General features: G+C 66.1%; 16 protein-coding genes and 1 tRNA gene. 3 read left to right on the top strand and 14 right to left on the bottom strand.

The features are described 5' to 3' along the window. Window positions 1–42: 42 nt before the first annotated feature. The 10 genes from secA to Q4E95_RS02005 form a co-directional block, all read right to left on the bottom strand. Entirely contained in the window at window positions 43–2,793 is a 2,751-nt protein-coding gene (gene secA / locus Q4E95_RS02050; protein WP_303381714.1) for a preprotein translocase subunit SecA, read from the bottom strand. Window positions 2,794–2,952: 159 nt separating this feature from the next. After that, window positions 2,953–3,645 carry a ribosome-associated translation inhibitor RaiA gene (gene raiA, locus Q4E95_RS02045; protein WP_303381713.1) on the bottom strand — a complete coding sequence of 231 codons (693 nt, stop codon included), beginning with the start codon at window positions 3,643–3,645 and terminating at the stop codon, window positions 2,953–2,955. An 82-nt stretch (window positions 3,646–3,727) separates the two neighbouring features. Next, on the bottom strand, window positions 3,728–4,519 hold the full coding sequence (locus tag Q4E95_RS02040) for a ComF family protein (RefSeq protein ID WP_303381712.1): 792 nt from the start codon (window positions 4,517–4,519) through the stop codon (window positions 3,728–3,730). 179 nt (window positions 4,520–4,698) lie between these two features. After that, window positions 4,699–6,414, bottom strand: coding sequence for an LpqB family beta-propeller domain-containing protein (locus Q4E95_RS02035; protein WP_303381711.1), 1,716 nt, complete (start codon window positions 6,412–6,414; stop codon window positions 4,699–4,701). Then, the gene (gene mtrB / locus Q4E95_RS02030; RefSeq protein ID WP_303381710.1) at window positions 6,411–8,234 is read right to left on the bottom strand and encodes an MtrAB system histidine kinase MtrB; all 1,824 of its coding nucleotides are present in this window, start codon (window positions 8,232–8,234) and stop codon (window positions 6,411–6,413) included. The genes Q4E95_RS02035 and mtrB overlap by 4 nt, the downstream gene beginning before the upstream one ends. After that, on the bottom strand, window positions 8,231–8,917 hold the full coding sequence (mtrA, locus tag Q4E95_RS02025; RefSeq protein ID WP_303381709.1) for an MtrAB system response regulator MtrA: 687 nt from the start codon (window positions 8,915–8,917) through the stop codon (window positions 8,231–8,233). The genes mtrB and mtrA overlap by 4 nt, the downstream gene beginning before the upstream one ends. 88 nt (window positions 8,918–9,005) lie before the next feature. After that, the gene (locus tag Q4E95_RS02020) at window positions 9,006–10,055 is read right to left on the bottom strand and encodes a hypothetical protein (RefSeq protein WP_303381708.1); all 1,050 of its coding nucleotides are present in this window, start codon (window positions 10,053–10,055) and stop codon (window positions 9,006–9,008) included. After that, on the bottom strand, window positions 10,052–10,447 hold the full coding sequence (locus tag Q4E95_RS02015) for a chorismate mutase (protein WP_129699921.1): 396 nt from the start codon (window positions 10,445–10,447) through the stop codon (window positions 10,052–10,054). Before Q4E95_RS02015 ends, Q4E95_RS02020 begins: the two co-directional genes overlap by 4 nt. Before the next feature lie 9 nt (window positions 10,448–10,456). Then, a complete protein-coding gene (mnmA, locus tag Q4E95_RS02010) occupies window positions 10,457–11,614 on the bottom strand; it encodes a tRNA 2-thiouridine(34) synthase MnmA (RefSeq protein ID WP_129699923.1) in 1,158 nt (385 codons plus the stop codon). Window positions 11,615–11,757: 143 nt separating this feature from the next. After that, window positions 11,758–12,987 carry a cysteine desulfurase family protein gene (locus Q4E95_RS02005; protein ID WP_193554297.1) on the bottom strand — a complete coding sequence of 410 codons (1,230 nt, stop codon included), beginning with the start codon at window positions 12,985–12,987 and terminating at the stop codon, window positions 11,758–11,760. A 117-nt stretch (window positions 12,988–13,104) separates the two neighbouring features. Between Q4E95_RS02005 and Q4E95_RS02000 the strand changes: the two genes are divergently transcribed. Next, window positions 13,105–13,569 carry a tRNA (cytidine(34)-2'-O)-methyltransferase gene (locus Q4E95_RS02000; RefSeq protein WP_129699927.1) on the top strand — a complete coding sequence of 155 codons (465 nt, stop codon included), beginning with the start codon at window positions 13,105–13,107 and terminating at the stop codon, window positions 13,567–13,569. A gap of 1 nt (window position 13,570) precedes the next feature. On the opposite strand, the gene Q4E95_RS01995 is transcribed toward Q4E95_RS02000, so the two are convergent. Next, complete coding sequence (locus Q4E95_RS01995) at window positions 13,571–14,995, bottom strand: S1C family serine protease (RefSeq protein WP_303381707.1); 1,425 nt, start codon at window positions 14,993–14,995, stop codon at window positions 13,571–13,573. A gap of 246 nt (window positions 14,996–15,241) precedes the next feature. On the opposite strand from Q4E95_RS01995, the gene Q4E95_RS01990 reads away from it, so the two are divergent. Further along, a complete protein-coding gene (locus Q4E95_RS01990; protein WP_303381706.1) occupies window positions 15,242–17,332 on the top strand; it encodes a TPM domain-containing protein in 2,091 nt (696 codons plus the stop codon). A 120-nt stretch (window positions 17,333–17,452) separates the two neighbouring features. Then, a complete protein-coding gene (locus tag Q4E95_RS01985) occupies window positions 17,453–18,208 on the top strand; it encodes a PspA/IM30 family protein (protein ID WP_303381705.1) in 756 nt (251 codons plus the stop codon). A gap of 133 nt (window positions 18,209–18,341) precedes the next feature. Here the strand turns inward: Q4E95_RS01985 and Q4E95_RS01980 are convergent, their stop codons facing one another. The 3 genes from Q4E95_RS01980 to Q4E95_RS01970 form a co-directional block, all read right to left on the bottom strand. Continuing rightward, the gene (locus tag Q4E95_RS01980; protein ID WP_303381704.1) at window positions 18,342–18,842 is read right to left on the bottom strand and encodes a hypothetical protein; all 501 of its coding nucleotides are present in this window, start codon (window positions 18,840–18,842) and stop codon (window positions 18,342–18,344) included. 147 nt (window positions 18,843–18,989) lie between these two features. Then, window positions 18,990–19,063 (bottom strand) — tRNA-Met (locus Q4E95_RS01975). 92 nt (window positions 19,064–19,155) lie between these two features. Continuing rightward, entirely contained in the window at window positions 19,156–19,914 is a 759-nt protein-coding gene (locus tag Q4E95_RS01970) for an AI-2E family transporter (RefSeq protein ID WP_303381703.1), read from the bottom strand. Window positions 19,915–19,929 lie beyond the last annotated feature (15 nt).

Raw genomic sequence — 19,929 nt, 5'->3', positions numbered from 1 at the left:
GTGGTGTGTACCGCCCGTTCTCGTTACTCCATCTGGATCTACTTACTTGCGTGAGCCCTTCTTGGCGCTGCCGCCCTTGCGTTTGCGCCGCTGTGCACGGTTGTCGGTGGCTTCGGCCGACTCGTCCTCCGCCTCCGTCTCATCCGCGGCACGCGCCCCCTCACCCACGGGCGACTGGTGGTTGTCCTTGGATTCGAGGCGGGCCATCGGCTCGCCGTCCTCGTTGGGGGCCGAGTACTGCAAGAACGCGGGCCGTTGCGGCTTGGCCAGCTCCACGGCACCGCCGTCGAGACCGGTACGTTGGCGGCGGACTTCCAAGTGGTACATGGTGACCACGGTTTCCTCGCGGATCGTGTCCATCAAGCCCTTGAACATTGCGTGGCCCTCGCGCTGGTACTCGACCAGCGGATCACGCTGGGCCATGGCTCGCAGGCCGATGCCCTCTTTCAGGTAGTCCATCTCGTACAGGTGCTCGGGCCACCGGCGACCGATCACCGACAGCAGCACGCGACGTTCCAGGTTGCGCATGGCTTCCGAGCCGAGTTCGTCCTCACGTTCCTGGTACACCAGTTTCGCGTCGGAGAGGATTTGCTCGGTGAGGAAGTCCGCGCTCAGCCGCGGCCGCCCGCCGGCCTCGTCAACGATTTCTTGCTGAGTCAGCGTTATGGGGTAAATCTCGCGCAATGCGTCCCACAAGCCATCCAGGTCCCAGTCCTCGGAGTGTCCCTCGCGGGTTCGATCCTCGATCGCTGTGGTGATGACTTCCGCGATGAACTGCTGGATCTGTTCGGCGATGTCATCACCCATGAGGATTCGACGGCGGTCGCGGTAGACCACTTCACGCTGGCGGTTGAGCACGTCGTCGTACTTGAGCACGTTCTTGCGCTGCTCGGCGTTGCGACCCTCCACCTGGTTCTGCGCGTTGGCGATACCCGAGGTGATCATGCGGCCCGTGACGGGAACGTCATCCGGTGCAACCGCCATGAGGCGCTGGGCAACGGCCGGGTTGAACAGGCGCATGAGATCGTCCGCCAACGACAAGTAGAAGCGGGATTCACCCGGGTCGCCCTGGCGTCCGGAGCGGCCCCGCAGCTGATCGTCGATCCGGCGGGACTCATGTCGCTCGGTACCCAGCACGTACAGGCCGCCCAGCTCGATGACCTCTTCGTGTTCGGCCTTGGTGGCCACCTCGTAGTGCTCGAGGACGGCGGGCCACTCGGCCTCGTACTTCTCGGCATCACGCTCCGGGTCCAGGCCCTTCTGCTCCATGGCCTCCACGGCATCGAATTCGGCGTTGCCGCCCAGCATGATGTCGGTGCCGCGTCCGGCCATATTGGTGGCCACGGTCACCGAGGCCTTACGTCCTGCCTGGGCAACGATGGCGGCCTCACGGGCGTGGTTCTTGGCGTTGAGCACCTCGTGGCGTACACCGCGCTTGGCCAGCAGCTTGGACAGGTATTCGGATTTCTCCACGGAGGCCGTACCCACGAGCACGGGCTGACCCGAGGCATGCCGCTCCTCGATGTCCCGCACCACCGCCGCATACTTGGTGGCCTCGTTCTTGTACACCAGATCGCGCTGGTCGATGCGGGCCATTGCCTTGTTGGGCGGGATGGGCACCACACCGATCTCGTAGGTGTTCATGAACTCGGCCGCCTCGGTCTGGGCAGTGCCGGTCATCCCGGACAGTTTGTCGTAGAGCCGGAAGTAATTCTGCAGGGTGATGGTGGCCATGGTCTGGTTCTCGGCCTTGATCTCCACGCCCTCTTTGGCCTCGATGGCCTGGTGGATGCCCTCGTTGTAGCGGCGCCCGGCCAGCACACGGCCGGTGTGCTCGTCCACGATGCGCACCTCGCCCTGGGTCACAATGTAGTCCTTGTTCGCGTGGAACAATTCCTTGGCCTTGATCGCATTGTTGAGGAAACCGATCAGCGGGGTGTTCTGGGATTCGTAGAGGTTGTCGATCCCCAGGTAATCCTCGACCTTCTCGATCCCGGGTTCGAGGACCCCCACGGTCCGTTTCTTCTCGTCAACCTCGTAGTCGGTGTCCGCCTTGAGATTGGTGACCACCTTGGCGAATTCTTTGTACCACCGGTTGGCTTCACCGGAGGCCGGCCCGGAGATGATGAGCGGAGTACGGGCCTCGTCGATGAGGATCGAGTCCACCTCATCCACGATGGTGTAGTTGTGCCCGCGCTGGACCAGCTCGTCCGCACTCCACGCCATGTTGTCGCGCAGATAGTCGAAACCGAATTCGTTGTTGGTGCCGTAGGTGATGTCCGCCGCGTACTGCTCGCGCCGGGTGGCAGGGTCCTGCCCGGCGAGGATCACGCCGGTTTCCAGTCCCAGGAAGCGATACACACGGCCCATGAGGTTCGCCTGGTACTCGGCCAGGTAATCATTGACCGTCACCACGTGCACGCCCTTACCGCTCAGGGCATTCAGGTAGGCGGGAGCCGTGGCGACGAGGGTCTTGCCCTCACCCGTCTTCATTTCGGCAATGTTGCCCAGGTGCAGTGCCGCACCGCCCATGAGCTGAACGTCGTAGTGCCGTTGCCCCAGGGTTCGCGACGCCGCTTCACGTACCGCCGCGAAGGCTTCCGGAAGCAAACGGTCCAAGGATTCCCCGTCATCGATGCGCGCCTTGAACGAGTCGGTTTCGGCGCGCAGTTCCGCGTCGCTGAGCGCCTTGAAGCTTTCTTCGAGGCTGTTCACGGCGTCCGTGTAGGACCTCAGTCGCTTCAGGACCTGCTTATCCCCGGTCCGAAGGACTTTTTCCAGGAATGACGCCACGTGTGTTCGCTCCTCAATTGTGGACGGTGGTGCACCGCCGATCAGTGTACGTGAGTCCGCCTGAGTGAGTTCGGGGTGGTGCGGCACAACACCGGGCCCCGCGCTTGAAGCCGCGGGGCCCGGTGGGTGCGGAGAATCCGCCCGATCCTACTGAACTTCTCAGGCGCTGGCCTGGGGCTGGTAGGCGCGGGATTGTTCTTCCGCGGCCGTACCGTCCTTGCTGAGGCTGATCACGCCGTACTCCCAGCCCTTGCGGCGGTACACCGCCGAGGGTTCCTGGGTCTCTTTGTCCACGAACAGGAAGAAGTCGTGTCCGACCAGTTCCATCTGGTCCACGGCCTCGTCCACGCTGAGCTCGTCAGCGGGGAAACGCTTGCGGCGAATTTCTACCGGGGTAGGGGTGTCGCTCAACGCGTATTCCCCACTGAAGGCCTCGTCCTCCGCGGCGGAGAGCTCTTCCTCGCTGGCCGGGGCGGGGATTCCCTCGCTCGGAAGTACCGGCAGGGAACCGGTCGCTTCGTGCACGGCAGTGGGGCGTTGATGTCCCCCGCGGTGAATTTTGCGACGGTCACGGGCCCTGCGCAGCTGTTCGATCAGCTTGGCGTAGGCCTCGTCGAAAGCGGCGAACTTGTCGTCGCTGCGAGATTCGGCGCGCACCACGGGGCCCCGGCCGATGACCGTGATCTCCACGCGAATACCTTGATGCCCCGATACTCCGTTGTCCTTGGTGACCTTGACCTCAATGGTCTGCACTTTGTCACCGAGCTGCGTAAAACGCTCGCTCTTCTTCTCCGCGTATTCTTTGAATCGCTCCGGCACCGCAACGTTTCGTCCTTGGACGTTCAGTTCCATGAGACCCTCCAAATCTTGAGGATGACGCGGGATAGTGCTGCTCCCACACGGGATACATGTATTCCGTTCCCGTAACCCAACGTTAGTTCAAACTGTGGGGAAATTCACTGACATGTGACCCAGCCGTGGTGGAATCAGCCCCGGGTGAACACCCGGCCCTGACGGTTGCCAGAACCGCGATTCCGGGCACGCGGGCACCCGCTTGTCGAAGCACCGAGACGGCCTCCGCCGCAGTAGCTCCGGAGGTCATGACGTCATCCACCACCACACACGTGGCACCTTGAACACCGGATGCGCGCATGCTGCCCTTGATGGCGCGCGCCCGGTGAGCAACGTCCAGAGTTTTCTGGGAAGTCGCCCCGAGCCGCGACCTGTGGCGGTGTTCCAGTCCCCTGTGGATCCGGGTCGCGGGCGGGAGCGAGGTGCGGGCCAGGATCTCCTGGACCGGGTCGAACCAACGTTTCCATCTCGCTCGTGTCGAGGTGGGGACCGGCACCCACAGCACTGGCTCCCCGGTCGGTGCGACGTGCGGTGCGGCTCGGAGCAGGACCCCGGTCAGGACGGTACCGAGAACCGGTGCGAGGTCGGTGCGCCCGCCGTTCTTGAACGACAGCACACACGAGGCCAGTTCGTGCTCATAGGGACCGGCCGCCCACACGCGGGCGTCTACGGCGGCCAACCCGCGCGGGGCGAGGACTTCTCCCGGATGCACCGTGGATCGGCGCAGCATCAGATGACACCCGCGGCACAGCACGGCACCCGGTTCCTCGCACACGGCACAGCTCACGGGCAGCAGCACTTCCGACGCCGCCGCGGCCCACGTCCAGACGGCCGCCCCGGCTCGGTCCATGGCTCGGGCTGACATTTTCGACATGCCCCCAGCCAACCGCGGTTACTGTCGTGGCCGCGGGGCGGACGCACACTGTGCAGCGAGCGTGCTGACCGGGCCCGGGTGGCCGCGGGCTGTGCAGTGCACTCGCCGTGCGCCCGCCACGCATCACCGCGCGGCCACCCCTATCAAGGCCGATCACCGTCGGGCCGGTGCAGTAGCTCTCACCCGGCGAAGGCCGTGTCCGTGACGTTGTCGCTCTGCTGGGACCAGGAACTTCCCGTGAGCAAGTAGAGGTTGCCTTCCGCGGCCCCGTAGATCGCGGTGGAGCCGTTGCCCCCGGCCAGGGACGTGACACCCACCAGGGACGGGAGTGCCTCGTTGGAGCCGGACACACTGTACTGGCGGGGTTGTGAGTTGCCGTTCTCCCCGAGCGCCGTGGTGACGAATTCGGTACCGCTGATCCACTGCACCGTGTCCACGTCCACATCAGCCGCGACCAGATTGCCCTGTTTCAGCTCCGTGGGGCGGCCCGACTCGTCGCGCACGATGCCACTCAGCCACACGTTGGAACGATCTTGGCCCTCGTTGGTGGTGACGATGAGTGCCCGGTTCCCCTCGCGGGAGATTCGTAGACCGGCGACCCGATCATCGGCCAGCCAGTCGGCCGCCACCGTGATGGCGTCGTCGCCCGCGTCCGTACGGGCGGCATGAACCACCCCGTCCGCACCGGAGCCCCACACCCAGCCCTGGATGTCGAAGCTGGGTCGCGTCAGGTCCTCACCGGACCACCGCTGCACCGGTGATTCCCCTTGCGCCGCGGTGAACACGGCGCCGCCGGCGCCACCGACCCACCCGAAATTCTCCATCGCCTGGTCCATCCCGGGGCGCACGATCTGCGCATCCCCGGAAAGGGGTACGTCATTGATGAGTTCGGTCTGTCCGCCCTGGTAGAAGGCCAGCTGATTGTGCGACACCCCGATTTGCCGATTGGGCACGGTGACCTCACGCACCGGTTCGTCCCGGTCGCTACCGGAGGTCTCCACCGGGGCGCCATTGATGCTGAGTTCCACGGTGTCCACGGCGGGTACGCCCTGCAGGGACGCCTCGAGCTGCTGCTCCATGCGCTTGCCCCGCTCCACGTCCGCGGGGTCGAACTGAGCCAGATTGAGATCCACGGAAGCGGTTCCGTCGGACACGGGCACCGCCGAGCGCGCCAGGGTGGCGCCCCCGGGAAGCGCCGAGGTCACCGCCCCGTCCAGGTGGGCCGCCGGGCCCGCCAGCAATTCGCGCACCATGGCGGTGGGGACCGTGGATCGTTCCGCGAACCAGCGGGGATCCGGAACCAAACGGCCGTAGTCGTCATCGAAGAAGTACAGCGTGTAGGCCTTGAAGATCTCGGGGAAGTCATCGAAGGGTACGATCACGCCGTCCGGGGCCTCGGAGATACGCCATTGCCCGTCCACGGAGGTGAGCGTGAAATCCAGAACGCGGGTCGTGCCTTCGGGCTGCTGCTCCAACACACCGTTGGCGGAACGCTCGGCGCCGACTTCCAGGCTGGTTCGGTACTGACCGTCGCTGAGGCGCGGCACCGTGCTGGGTTCACCCTTGTAGACCAGCACCCGGGTGTCGGGCTTCCAGGTGTTGGCCAGCTGGGGTGTCAGGTACTGGCGCGCCACGGCGTAGTCGTCCTGGGCGCCCACCCCGGCGGTGAGGAAGCCCTCCACGATCTCCTGCGCGCTCGCGCCCGTCTGGGGCGTGGCCGGTGTATACCGTGCGGGTTGTTCTTGGGCCTCGGTCGTGGGTTCCACCACCTTGTGCACGGGGCCCGATCGGGGCATGGCCCCGCAGCCGGTCACGGCCAGCGTCGCTGCCAGTGCGCAGGCCGCCGCCCACTGCCGACGTCGCCGCGGTCGTTGGTTGCTGGGCTCACGTGTCATGGGGCCTCCGTTCCCGGCTGATCGCTCGCTGCGGCGGAGCCCGCCGCGGTTTCCAAGGCTCCGGGCGTCGCGGTGATGGACGACTCGCCGAGCTGGACGGCGTGAGAACCGGTGCCGGTCGCGAACGGGTCCACCTGCGCGGTGAGGGCCAAGGAGCCCGTGTCGGTCACGTGGGCCGTGGAGTCGGCCAGCACCGGCGCGGGCGGCATCGGCAGCGGATTCGGCACGTCCGGGTCCAGCGCTTGCGTGCGGACCAACGGCAGGGTCAACCGGAAACAGGCGCCCTCGCCCGGGCGGGCCCACACGTCCAACTGGCCGCGGTGCAGGCGCGTGTCCTCCAGCGCGATCGACAGCCCCAGACCGGTACCCCCCACGGTGCGCGCGCGGGCGGGGTCCGCACGCCAGAACCGGTTGAAGACCTTGGTCATTTGTTCTTCCCGCATACCGATTCCGTAATCGCGCACCGCCACGGCCACGGCGTTCTCGTTCGAGGCCACGTAGATCTCCACGGGTTTACCCTCGCCGTGTTCCAGCGCATTGGACACCAGGTTGCGAATGATCCGGTCAATGCGCCGCTGATCCATTTGGGCCACGCAGCGAGTCAGCTGGGAACGCACGGTGAGCGTGGAACCACACTTGAGCACCAGGGGTCCGGCGGCCTCCACCACGTCGTAGATCACGGAGAAAATATCCGTGGAGGCGATGTCCAAGGTGGCGGCCCCGGCATCGAAACGCGAGATCTCCAACAGGTCCGAGAGCATGGAGTCGAAGCGATCCACCTGATGGTGCAACAGTTCCGCGGACCGGCGATTGACGGGGTCGAACTCCTCCCGCGCGTTGTAGAGCACTTCGGCCGCCATCTTCACGGTGGTCAGCGGGGTACGCAGTTCGTGGGAGACGTCGGAGACAAAGGTCTGCTGCATCGTGGACAGCTGTTCGAGCTGGGTGATCTGTTCCTGCAAGTTGTCCGCCATGCGGTTGAAGGAGCGGCTCAACCGGGCCACTTCGTTGGAACCGCGCACCTCCATGCGCACATCCAGATCGCCCTCCGACAATTGTTCGGAGACCCTTGCCGTGCTGGAAACCGGGCGCACCACTTCACGGGTCACGTACCAGACAATGGTTCCCACCAGCAGTAACAACGCCACCATGGACAGCAGCAGGACCGCGTGGATGGAATTGAGAGTGATTTGGGGGTCCGCGAAATCGTAGACGAAGAACAGGCCGTAGCGGGCATTCTGATTGAGCTGGACCACGTCACCGATCACGATGACGGGTTGTTCGGCGCCGCCTTCCTCCATGCGCACCGAGGCGGGTTGCCAATACGTGCCGTCCCCTTCGGCCACGCGCTGCTGGAGCTGTTGCGGCACGGACGCGGAAGTCATCCAGGGGCTCTGGGTCTGCACTCCCACGAAGGACTGTCCGGCACCGCGATCGAGGGGAATCAGGATCCAATGCCGACCGGCCTCTTCCGAGTCCATGCTGAGGGCGCCCATGGTGGAGTCGATGAGGGCTTGGACCTCGGTGCGGTCCGACGCGTCCGAGGCGTCAAAACTTGCCTGTACGTCCGCGATGTCGGTGCGCGCTTCGGCCAGCACCTGATTGAGCCGGTCGGAGAACAACCGGTCCGCGATTTGATGGGACATGAAGCTGCCCGTGGCGAAGAACGCGCACAGGGTCAGCGTGAGCGCCACCAGGATGGCCCGGAACTGCAGGGACTGATGCCACCGCCGGGACAGGATTCTGCGTCCCAGGCGAAGTCTACGGATCCACCTTGGCTTGAATCGGGTCGCATTCCGCTCGCGGCTGTCGACCGTCATCGATGTGAATGGCCCCCGGCCTTGTAGCCGATACCGCGGACGGTCAGAACAAGTTCGGGGTTCTCCGGGTCCCGTTCGACCTTGGAGCGCAACCGCTGCACATGCACGTTGACCAGGCGGTTGTCCGCGGCGTGCGGGTAGCCCCAGACATCACGCAAAAGTTCGTCGCGGCTGAACACCTGGTTGGGCGATTTCGCCAGGGTGGTCAGCAGGTCGAACTCCAGAGGGGTCAGGGAAATCTGTTCGCCCTCCCGGGTCACCGAGTGACCGGTCACGTCGATGACCACATCGCCCAGGGTGATCTCCTGGGTCGCGCCGCGTTCAATGGGGCGCAACCGGGCCTTGACCCGGGCCACCAGTTCAGCGGGTTTGAAGGGCTTGGGGACGTAGTCGTCAGCGCCGGCTTCCAGGCCCCGCACCACGTCGGCGGTGTCCGACTTGGCCGTGAGCATCACAATGGGAATGTCCGAGGTCTGTCGAATGGTCTGGCACACCTGAATGCCGTCCATTCCGGGCAGCATGAGGTCCAACAGCACGAGGTCCGGGGCAACGGACCTGAACGTTTCTTCCGCGGCGGAGCCGTCGTAGCAGAAGACGGGCTCGAAACCTTCCGAGGACAACACAATCCCGATCATCTCGGCCAACGCGGCGTCGTCGTCGACTACCAAAATCCGTGCCTTCATGTGCTGTGTGAGCCCTCAACTTTCTACCGTGGCCGCGCTGGGTGGCCAGTGACCTTCTCTGCCGAGAAGTCTACGGCCTAGGTGCCACTCAACCGTCGTTGCCGGCTTCCGTCAGCGCGCCCGCCACATCCGTGCACCGGCGTAACGCCCCCGGAAGGTGCGGCGGAGTCAGCCCTTCCAGCTCCGCGACGGGCAGTACGCGCGAGCCCAACAGCGCTTCCGGGGCCATCCCCAATTCACGCCACGGCCGCGTGACGACGTTCGCGATCTCCCCGATAGTGGCTCGCCCGGTCACGGGCACCACGGGGAACCACAGTTTCAGTCCCGTCTCCACGAGGGCCGCCAACGGCTCCCACGCGTGGACCGAACTCGACGGCGGAACGGCCACGGCGGCGTCGGCGCCGATGTCACGCGCCCAGCGAGCCTCGGCGCGGCCGGTGCTGATCGCGACCTCGACCGCACCGGCCCCACGGCACGCCGCTACGGCGTCGGTCAGTGCATGACGCACCTCGTGCGAACCAATTGCGCGCAGCGTGCGGTAGCCGCTCGCGGTGGGGATCGTACCCTCCAGCACACGCTGCAGCTCGCTTTCGTCCACGTGCACGACGACGCCGCGGCCTTCCGTGTTACGTGCCATGTCACCGATGAACGCGGCCACACCCGCACACCAGGACTGAAGCAGCTCGCGTCGCGCGCCGTGATCGGACTGCAATTTCTCGCCGTTGTGCACGTGCACACCGGCGGCCAGGCTGACCGGACCGACGATCGAGATGAGCACGGGACCGTGATCGCTGTCGGATTCGTGACCGATCACATCCGCCATGATGTTGAGATCACTGTGCAGCACGTGGTGGGCCGCTCGGGAGTCCTTGCCCGGTACCGACGTGATGCGCCAACCGTGCGGCTGCCGGTCCGCGTACAGGGAGTCCAACATGGCCGCCGTCCGGGCCAGGGGCTCCGCATGGGGTCCGCGCTCACCCAGGACGGGCAGCACGGACAGGTGCGGTGCCCCCAGCTCACCGCGAATCACGGTGAAGGTTTCCACCATGTCCGACCCGCGCAGTGGACAGGTCAATGTGGCGGTCACGGCCGTGGCAGCGGGGCCGCCGGCCGTGGCAGAAGTGTCCGGGGCGCTCACGATGCGTCGGCGCGCTGGTGGTCTTCGGAGATCGCTTCGTGGTGGCGGATGACCTCGCTGATGATGAAGGTGAGGAACTTCTCCGCGAACTCTGGGTCCAGCTGAGCGGCTTCGGCGAGCGCGCGTAACCGCTGGATCTGGGCCTTTTCCCGTTCGGGGTCCGCCGGCGGAAAGTCGTTCTTGGCCTTGAGGACACCCACGCGCTGGGTGGCCTTGAAGCGTTCGGCCAGCAGGTGCACCAGTGCGGCGTCGATGTTGTCGATCGTTCCGCGCATGCTCCGCAACTCGCTCAGCGCGTCCTGGGACGCCTGATCACTCACGCACGAGGCATGGGGGTCCATGATCGAGTGGTCGGCGACGGGCGGGTTGGCGTGATCAGAAGCGCTGGTCATGCTGCCACTTTAGTGGGCACCGGCCACCGCGGCCGCACGATCCGCGTACGCGGCGTCAATGGTTGCCTGCCCGAGCACCCGGGTGCCCTGGTACACGACCATGGTCTGTCCCGGAGCCACACCGCGCTGGGCCTGACGCAACCGGACGTTGAGTCGTTCCTCGCCGTCGGTGCGAGTCAACCAGGCCACGGCGTCCGCGGGATCGCCGTGGGCTCGCACCTGGACCTGCACGTCAAAGGTGTCGCTGGTTTCCTGGCCCTCGGACAGGTTCTGCACCTCGACCGGCGGGAGACCGGCCCATGAGGGGCGGATGCCCTCCATGACGTCGATCGACAACATCGCCTCGGGTCCCACGACCACTTCATTGGTCTTGGGCCGGATCTCGAGCACGAAACGGGGCTTGCCGTCGGGGGCGGGAGTGCCGATCCGCAGACCCTTGCGCTGGCCCACGGTGTAGGCCTGTGCGCCGCGGTGTTCGCCGAGTTCACCGCCCTCGGAATCCACGATGCGACCGGGGGCGAGTTCCATGTGGTCCTCGAGCCAGCCGCGGGTGTCGCCGTCGGGAATGAAGCAGATGTCGTGGGAATCGGGCTTGTTCGCCACGGTGAGCCCGCGCGCCTCGGCCTCCGCCCGAACCTCTGCCTTGGACGGCGTCTCGGCCAGGGGGAAGATCGCATGATCCAGTTGCTCGGCGGTCAGCACGCCCAGCACGTAGGACTGGTCCTTGGCCCAGTCGGCCGCACGGTGAAGTTCCTTGTGACCGTGTTCGTCCGCCACGACCTTGGCGTAGTGACCGGTGCACACGGCGTCGAAACCCAGTGCGAGCGCTTTCTCGAGGAGGGCTGCGAACTTGATCTTCTCGTTGCAGCGCATGCACGGGTTGGGGGTGCGCCCGGCGGCGTATTCGGAGATGAAGTCCTCCACGACGTCCGCCTGGAAACGTTCGGAGAAGTCCCACACGTAGTACGGGATGCCCAGTTTCTCCGCGGCGCGCCACGCGTCCCGGGAATCCTCGATCGTGCAGCAACCGCGAGCGCCCGTGCGCAGGGTTCCCGGGGTGCGGGACAGGGCCAGGTGCACACCGGTGACCTGGTGCCCCGCGTCCACGGCGCGCGCTGCGGCCACGGCGGAGTCCACTCCACCACTCATCGCTGCCAAAACCCGCACGGAACTGCCTCCAGTAAATTGATGATCAATGCTTGCAGAAATCGTTTAATCAACGGTGGGTGACACGTTTTTATTCCCGAGCCCCCGCGCCGTGCTCGGCAGCGGCCCGGGCTCCTGCCGCATTGCGGTCACCACCAATGGGCTCAGCGCGAGCCGGTGGTGGGCACATGGCCGGACAGTCCCGCCGCCCGGGCGCGGGAGTAGACGTCTGCCATGGCCGCGATCACCGCGTCCACGTCTTCCGGCGTGGTCCCGTGACCCAGGGAGAACCGTTGGGCCCCGCGGGCCGTGTCCTCATCGACCCCCATGGCCAACAACACGTGGGAGGGTCGGGGAACCCCCGCATTGCACGCGGAACCCGTGGATGTGGCCACGCCCGCGGCGTCGAGGAGGAACAGGATGGAGTCGCCCTCGCACCCGGGGAACGTGAAGTGGGCGTTGCCCGGCAACCGGACGGGATGCTCGGCCTCGCGCTCGGGCGCCTCGGGCTCGACACCGCGCAGCACGGCGTCGGGAACTTCCCGGCGGATCCCCTCGACGAGCCGATCGCGCAAGCGGGCCAGCCGCACGATCTCGGCGGGTTGATTGGTCAGTACTGTTTCCACCGCGGCGCCGAACGCGGCCGCTCCGGCGGCGTTGACCGTTCCCGAGCGCACGTCGCGTTCCTGTCCCCCGCCGTAGCTGGAAGGTTCGAGTTTCACGGTGCGCGGGGCGTAGAGGGCGCCCACGCCCACCGGGCCACCGAGTTTGTGCGCCGAGACCGCGAGCGTGCTGATTCCGCTCAGATGGGCGTTCACGGGGATGGACCCGAAGGCTTGGACCGCGTCCACGTGCAACGGTACATCGAAGGACGCGCAGATCTCACCGAGTTCGGCGATCGGTTGCACGGTGCCCACCTCGTTGTTGGCCCACATGACGCTCACCAGCGCCACCCGGTCCGCACTGCGTTGCAGAATGTCCCGCAACGATCCGGGCAGCACACGACCGGTCTCGTCCACGGGCAGCCACTCGAGCTGGGCGCCCTCGTGTTTCGCAAGCCATTGCGCCGTTTCCGTGACGGCGTGGTGTTCCACGGTGCTCAACACCACCACGGTGCGCGTCGGGTCGGCGGCACGGCGCGTGCGGTAAAGACCCAGGATGCCCATGTTGTCCGCCTCGGTCCCACCGGAAGTCAGAATGAGCTCCACGGGTTCCGCGCCCATCGCCAGGGCAACCTGCTCACGCCCGATCTCCAACGCCATGCGAGCGGATCGCCCGCCCGAATGCAGGGACGCAGGATTACCACCGCGGCGCACCTGTTCCGTGAACGCCTCGAGGGCCTCGGGCAGCATGTCGGTGGTGGCGGCATGATCCATGTAGACGTGTTCGGACATGCGCGTCATTCTAGATCCGATCCGAATTCTTGGCTGTGACGCTCACCTCCCCGAGCCACGCGGCCCGTGGAGAACGGCTACCCGGGTGTTCATCCGCGCGCACCTAGAATCGCCCCTATGCTGCACATCCTTTTTCACACTCCGGAAATCCCCGGCAACACGGGCAACGCCATTCGACTGGCCGCCTGCACCGGCGCCCGGTTGCACCTGGTCGAACCGTTGGGGTTCAACTTCAGCGACGCCCACCTACGCCGGGCGGGCCTGGACTACCACGACCTCGCGGTCATGGACGTCCATCCCTCCATGGCGGACGCGTGGCAGAAACTCGGTGCTGCCAGGGTCTTCGCTTTCACGTCCCATTCGAAGGTGCGGCACACGGACGTGAGCTACCGGGATGGGGATGTGCTGTTGTTCGGTCGGGAATCCACCGGGTTGCCGGAGGACGTGCTCCACGACCCGCACGTCACCGAACGTGTGCGAATTCCCATGCTCCCGGGCAGGCGTTCGCTCAACCTGGCCAATTCGGCATCGATCGCCATGTACGAGGCCTGGCGGCAGCTGGGGTTCCCCGAGGGCGTGTGACTCAGCCCTGCTGGGCGGCGTCCGACACGGTGACCTTGGTCGTTTCCTCGTTACCGTTGCGAATGTAGGTCATCTCGGCCTCGGTCCCGGCGGCGAGCTCGCGCACGGTGGCGGTCAGTGCGTCCGCGTCTTCGATGCGCTTACCGTTGAACTGCGTCACCACATCGTCCGCGCGCAAGCCGGCCTCGTCTGCGGGTGAGCCCGATTCCACACTGCGCACGAGTGCACCGCTGGAGAACTGCCCGGACCCGTCCGAGGACTCCGTGTTGGCGGAGACAGAAGCGCCCAGGTATCCGTGGCTGGCCGTACCGTTGTCAATAATTTCCTGGGCAACCCGCTTGGCGGTGTTGGACGGGATGGAGAAACCCACGCCGATGCTGCCGGCCGCGGTGTCCGAGGATCCCGCGGCGGAGGCGATGGCCACGTTGATACCGATGACCTTGCCCTCGGAATCAATGAGCGGGCCACCCGAGTTACCCGGGTTGATGGCGGCATCGGTTTGAATCACATTGAGGTACACCGAGGACTGAGCCTGCTGAGAACCGGACTCGCCGTTGTCCGGGAAGTTGAAGAAGAAGTCCTGTGAACCGCCGGGGCTCTCCTCTGACTCGACCGGGGTGTCGGGTGCGGCGGATGAGGCCACGGAAATGGTGCGGTTCAGGGTGGAGACGATGCCGTCCGTCACGGTTCCGGACAACCCCAGCGGTGCGCCAATGGCAATCGCGGTGTCTCCCACGTTGAGCTGATCCGAATCGGCGAATTCGGCGGGTGTCAGACCCTCCGGATCAACCTTCAACACGGCGAGGTCGGATTGCGGGTCCGTGCCGACGATCTCCGCCGAACGCACCGAACCGTCCGAGGTCTGCACCTCAATGGTCGCGTTGGACGCCGTACCGTCCAGGGTGACCACGTGCGTGTTGGTCACAATATGGCCCTGATCGTCGATGACCACGCCGGAACCGGTGCCCTGCTCGTTGTTGCCGGTGGCGGAAATGGTGACCACGGACGGTGACGCCTTCTGGGTCGCCGCGGTGGTGGAGTTGACCGAATCGGTGTCGTTCACGATGACCGGGGAGGTGTTGCCGGTGCTGCCCACGCCCGAGCCGTTGTCGTTGAGGGCGTCCGTCCCCACGGCCGCTCCGGCGCCGATCAACCCGGCCAACAACATGCCCGCGATCACGGCCCCGCCGGAGAACTTCTTGTGCCGGGCAGGTGCCTGCGTCGCGGTCGCCCCTTGCGACTCGTAGTGACCCTGGGTTGGTTCTCCCGCACGAGGAAGCGGCTCGGTGTACTGGTTCTCCCACCCGCCGGCTTGGTGCTTTTGATAGCCGTTCGGGGTCCGCTCGGCTCCCCCCGTGTACTCGCCGTACTGGGGTACGGAACGCTGGGGGTCGTTCCCCGGGCGCGGCTCGTGCGGGTCGTTCATGTGTGCTCCTCACAGTGTGTACCAATGGCGGCACAGGCGGTCTCTGAGCCCCAGTATGGTGCCCTGCACTGAGTCGTGGCTGAATGGGCTGGGGTCTCTGTGATGGTTCCCTGAATGTCATCCCCATGATCTCTGATCACGTGACGCACACACGGGCGCGGCGTAGGCTTTCAGCGAAGTAGCCGTCAGGTTGCCCAGTACTTTGCGTACTCTTGCCCGTGGTAGTCGCTCGAGGAAATGAGGATCATGAGCCGTGCAAGCTCAATTCGTCGGACCATAGCGACCGCGGGCGCGTGCATTGCGTTGGCGGTCTCGGCCCAGCCGGCATTCGCCGAGCCCCCGGCCACCGTGGATCCCGGAACGCGCATCGTGGACTCGGCCAATGCGCTCAGTAACGAGTCCCAGGTGCAGGAGGGCATCGACCAGGTGGCCAGCGAGCACAACGTGACCCTCTACGTGGTCATGGTGGATCAGTTCACGGATCCCTCGAACCCCTCCGACTGGATCCAAGAATTTGCGGAGGCCAACGGTTTCGGCAGCAACGATGCGGTGCTGGCCGTGGCCACCGATTCTCGACAGGCCCGCATGTACGCGGGTAACTCCGGGCCCTTGAGCCAGTCCCAGGTCCAGGACATCTATACCAACAACGTGGTTCCCGCCCTGCGCAACAGCGATTGGGACGGCGCCGCCATGGGCGCCGTGGAAGGCATCAACAGCGAGCTGGGCGGCGTCAGCATCGACGGTGCGGGCGGGGTGGTCGGCAGCGTCGTCGTTCTGGGCGGAATCGCCGCCGCCGGCGTGGGCGCGGTAGCGCTGATGGGCAAGCGGCGTCGCGGTCGGAACCAATCCCGGCAGGGCAACGTACCGGCGGGGCGGCGCAACGCTCCCCCGCAGCGGCCCCTGGTCCCGCTCCCGGAACTGCACAAGCGCGCCGGTGCGAGCCTGGTCGAGGCGGACAACGCCATTCAACATTCCGAACAGGAACTGCAGTTCGCGCAGTTGCAGTACGGCACGGAGCAGACCAAACCGTTCGAAACAGCCCTCGCGCAGGCCAAGGAGCACATGCGTGCCTCCTTCGAGCTGCAGAAGAAACTTGAGGACCACATCCCGGACACCGAGGCGGACCAGCGCGCCTGGCTGGGCGAGATCATCGACCGCACCCAGAAGGCCCGCGCGCCCCTGGCCGAGCAGGAACGCAGCTTCGCGGATCTGCGCCAGCTGGAAACACGCGCCCCGGAGGCTTTGCAATCGGTGGAGACCGAACTACGGAACACGCAACCTCGCCTCAGCGAGGCCGAGAACCTTCTCGTGTCATTGGCCGCCCACTACGACGACGCCGCCCTGGCACCCGTGCGCGACAACGGGGAGCAGGCGCGCGACCGCCTCGAATTCGCCGGCACGGCGATCGCGGAGGCTCATACCGCGCTGGAGGCCAACAACCTGTCCGAGGCCGTACTGGGCATCCGCGCCGCCGAGGAGGCCGTGGGTCAGGCCCAGGGTCTCGTGACATCGGTGGAGCACGCGCAACGGGACCTGAACCGGGCGGAGGAGTCCCTCAAGGACGCGGTCAGCATTGCCCAGCGTGATGTGGCAGAGGCCGAGGGGCTCGTGGAACAGGGTTCCCGCCCCGAGCTGGCGGGTGCCGCCGCGGGCGTGCGCTCCGTACTTCGCACCGTCACCCAGAACATGGCGTCCGGCCGCTACGATCCCGTGGGCTCGACCCGCCGACTTGCCGAGGCCAAGGACGAACTCGACAAGGGACTGGCCGCGGTGCGCAGCCAGAACGACCAGGCCCGCTCCGCCCGGGAAACCCTGGCGCACACCCTGGTCAGCGCGCAAGCCAGCCTCTCCACCGCGGGCGAGTACATCTGGGCCCGCCGCGGTGGTGTGGGGTCCGAGGCTCGCACGCAGCTCTCGGAAGCCGAACGGCACTTCGATGTGGCTCAGCAACTGCAGAACTCCGATCCCGTCCGCGCCCTGAACGAGGCCAATCAGGCCATCCGCCTGGCCGATGGGGCGCAGCGTGCGGCCCAGAGCGACGTCGACCAGTTCAGCTATCCGGGAGGGTACGGCGGTTACGGCGGAATGGGTCGACGCAGTAACGGAATGGGCGGCGCCATGCTCGGTGGCATCCTGCTGGGCGGCATCCTCGGCGGAGGCGGAGGCGGAGGCGGAGGCGCAGTCGGTGGCGGCGGCAGGGGCGGCGGGTTCGGAGGGGGCGTCGGCGGAGGCGGCGGAGGCGCTGTCTTCGGTGGCGGCGGCATGGGCGGCGGCGGTTTCGGAGGTGGCTTCGGCGGAGGCGGCGGAGGCGGTTTCGACATCGGCGGTAATTTCTGACCGGTACTGTCAGCTGTCCGAGAATTCCTCCCGGCAGCTGTTCCGCAGATCACCCACCGTGCTGCACGCTGAACCAGAACGTCCAGATCAGACATAGTTCCAACAACAAGGGAGAACACCATGATGAAGCAGTCCATCTTCGGGCGCATTGCCCAGTTGGCCAAGGCCAACATCAATTCCTTGATCGATTCCGCCGAGGATCCGCAGAAGATGTTGGATCAAATGGTGCGCGATTACACCGAGAACATCCGCGAGGCCGAAGCGGCCGTGGCCCAGACCATTGGTAACCTGCGCTTGCTGGAAAAGGATCACGCCGAGGACCTGCAGGAGGCCCAGCAGTGGGGTTCCAAGGCCCTGGCCGCCTCCAACAAGGCCGAGGAATTCCGCGGGGCAGGTAAGTCCGGCGAGGCCGTGAAGTTCGACAACCTGGCCAAGGTTGCCCTCCAGCGTCAGATCCAGTCCGAGACCGAGGCCAAGGCGGCCGAGCCGCAGATCGCCTCCCAGACCGAAGTGGTCGACAAGCTCAAGGGCGGACTCAACACCATGCGCGGAAAGCTGCAGGAGCTCTCCGCCAAGCGCGACGAGCTCAACGCCCGTCAGAAGACCGTGCAGGCTCAGGCCCAGGTGCAGGACTCCCTAAAGTCCTTCGACATCATGGATCCCACGAGCGAGGTCTCCCGTTTCGAGGACAAGATCCGCCGCGAGGAGGCCCGCGTGGCCGGTCAACAGGAACTGGCCGACTCCTCCCTTGACCGTCAGTTCGAAGCGCTCGAAGACATGGGTCAGCAGACCGAGATCGAGGCACGACTGGCAGCACTCAAGGCCGGCCAGGGCAGCAAGGACGGCGAAAAGATCGTCTCCGCCGAGGAAATCTAAGGGGCGGGCAAGCTCTCCCCGGTGTAACTCTGAGGCACCACATCACCCGTTCCAGCCTCGGTACGTTCCGACAGTGACGTCGCCGGTGTTGTGGAACGAAGGGCGGTCCCGCGCATTGCTGCGGGGCCGCCCTTCACACGTTCGCCCGTGCCCACGATGCCGCGGCCTCGGTGTCAATGTCGGTGTCGGTGCCGGTGGCTGGTCGGGCCAGATCCTTGCGGTGCCCCACGAGGCGAGCCGGGTTACCGGCCCAAATCTCATTCTCACCGGTCGAGTTCATGAGCACGGCATTGGCACCCACCAGTGTGCCGCGGCCAATGGTGGTCACGCCGGCGCCGCCCAGCACCTTGCAGCCGGGGAACAGCACGACGTCGTCCCCGATGGTCAGCCACTCGAACCGGGACTGCGCACGGGGCAGGTGGGCATCTTTTCGGCCCACGGTGACCTGCTGATAAATCCGCACGCGATCACCGATGGTCACCTCCGGATAAATCACCGTGCCCATTCCGTAGTGAAGGAGCCTGAATTCGCTTCCGATCTCCACCTCAGCCGGAATGGACAGGTTGAGGGGTAAGAGGGCCAGCCGCGCCCAGCGGTGCTTCCTCAGCGATACCAACGTCTCCGGAACTCCCATAGCGCCAAACTAGCCGAGTCCACCGGCCCCGAGGAGGGGCCACGGTCCGCTGTGGCCCAAAGGAACCACACGGACCCATGGCTTGTCCCCCACCTGGACATGAAGAATCCCCGGCCAGCTGTGCTGACCGGGGATTCTTTAATCGAGTTGCGGGGGCAAGATTTGAACTTGCGACCTCTGGGTTATGAGCCCAGCGAGCTACCGAACTGCTCCACCCCGCGGCGATGAACAAAACTATACGTCCCCCAGCCACACCGTGCAAATCGACTAGGCGACTCAGAGAAAGTCCCCGCGTAGCTGGGGGCCGGGGCGGTCAGGTGCCGGGGGCGCCGTCGTGCTCGGCCGGGGCGACGGCGCGGGGCGGCCGGGCCCGAGTGCTGCCGCGGAACCAGCGCAGCACGAAGGCCCACAGACGCGGGCCGTCCTTGAGGAAGAAGAACAGCACGATCACCATCAGCACGGTCCCCGTGAGCACCTCCGCGGCCACCGATAGCCCGGTGATCGCGCTGTTGCGGGCCGTGGCGCTCTTGAGGTAGTCACCGACCTGGGAGAGGGCGTCGTTGACCGTGCCTGCATCGAGCGGAACCGGGAGCGGGCCGCCGTGCACGAGGTCCTGTAGTTGGCGCCACCCGGAGGCCGCGGCGGTCGTGAGATCGGGCAACGACCCACGGATGCCGAGCGCGACCCCGGTGACCACCCCGCCGAGCAGCAGCAGCAGCGACAGAAACACCACGGCGGCGGCCGGGGCACTGTGCCAGCCGTGGCGCTCCAGGGCGGAGACGAGGGGGCGCACCGCCGAGGCCAGGATGAGGGCGACCAGCACCGCGAGCACCACGACCTTCACCGCCAGGAGGACGTAGAACACCACCGCTGCCACGGCAATGAGCACGAGCAGCTGCACACCGCGGATCGCGGCCCGCCCCAGCGCGTCCGTCCACAGTTTCATGAAGGACGACTTGGCCGGGGCGGCGGGCTGGGACAGCTGGCGGTGCGGGGAGACCTCGTGGGAGCGGGAAGCGATGCTGTGCCGCCCGATCTGCTGGGAGGTAGTGGATCCGGGAGGAACGGGCATGATGACCACTTCCTG

The sequence above is a fragment of the Kocuria sp. genome, assembly GCF_030536815.1.
Lineage (GTDB): Bacteria > Actinomycetota > Actinomycetes > Actinomycetales > Micrococcaceae > Kocuria > Kocuria gwangalliensis.
The sequence above is the reverse complement of the archived record's forward strand: the minus strand, read 5'-3'. Positions and strand labels throughout refer to the sequence as shown.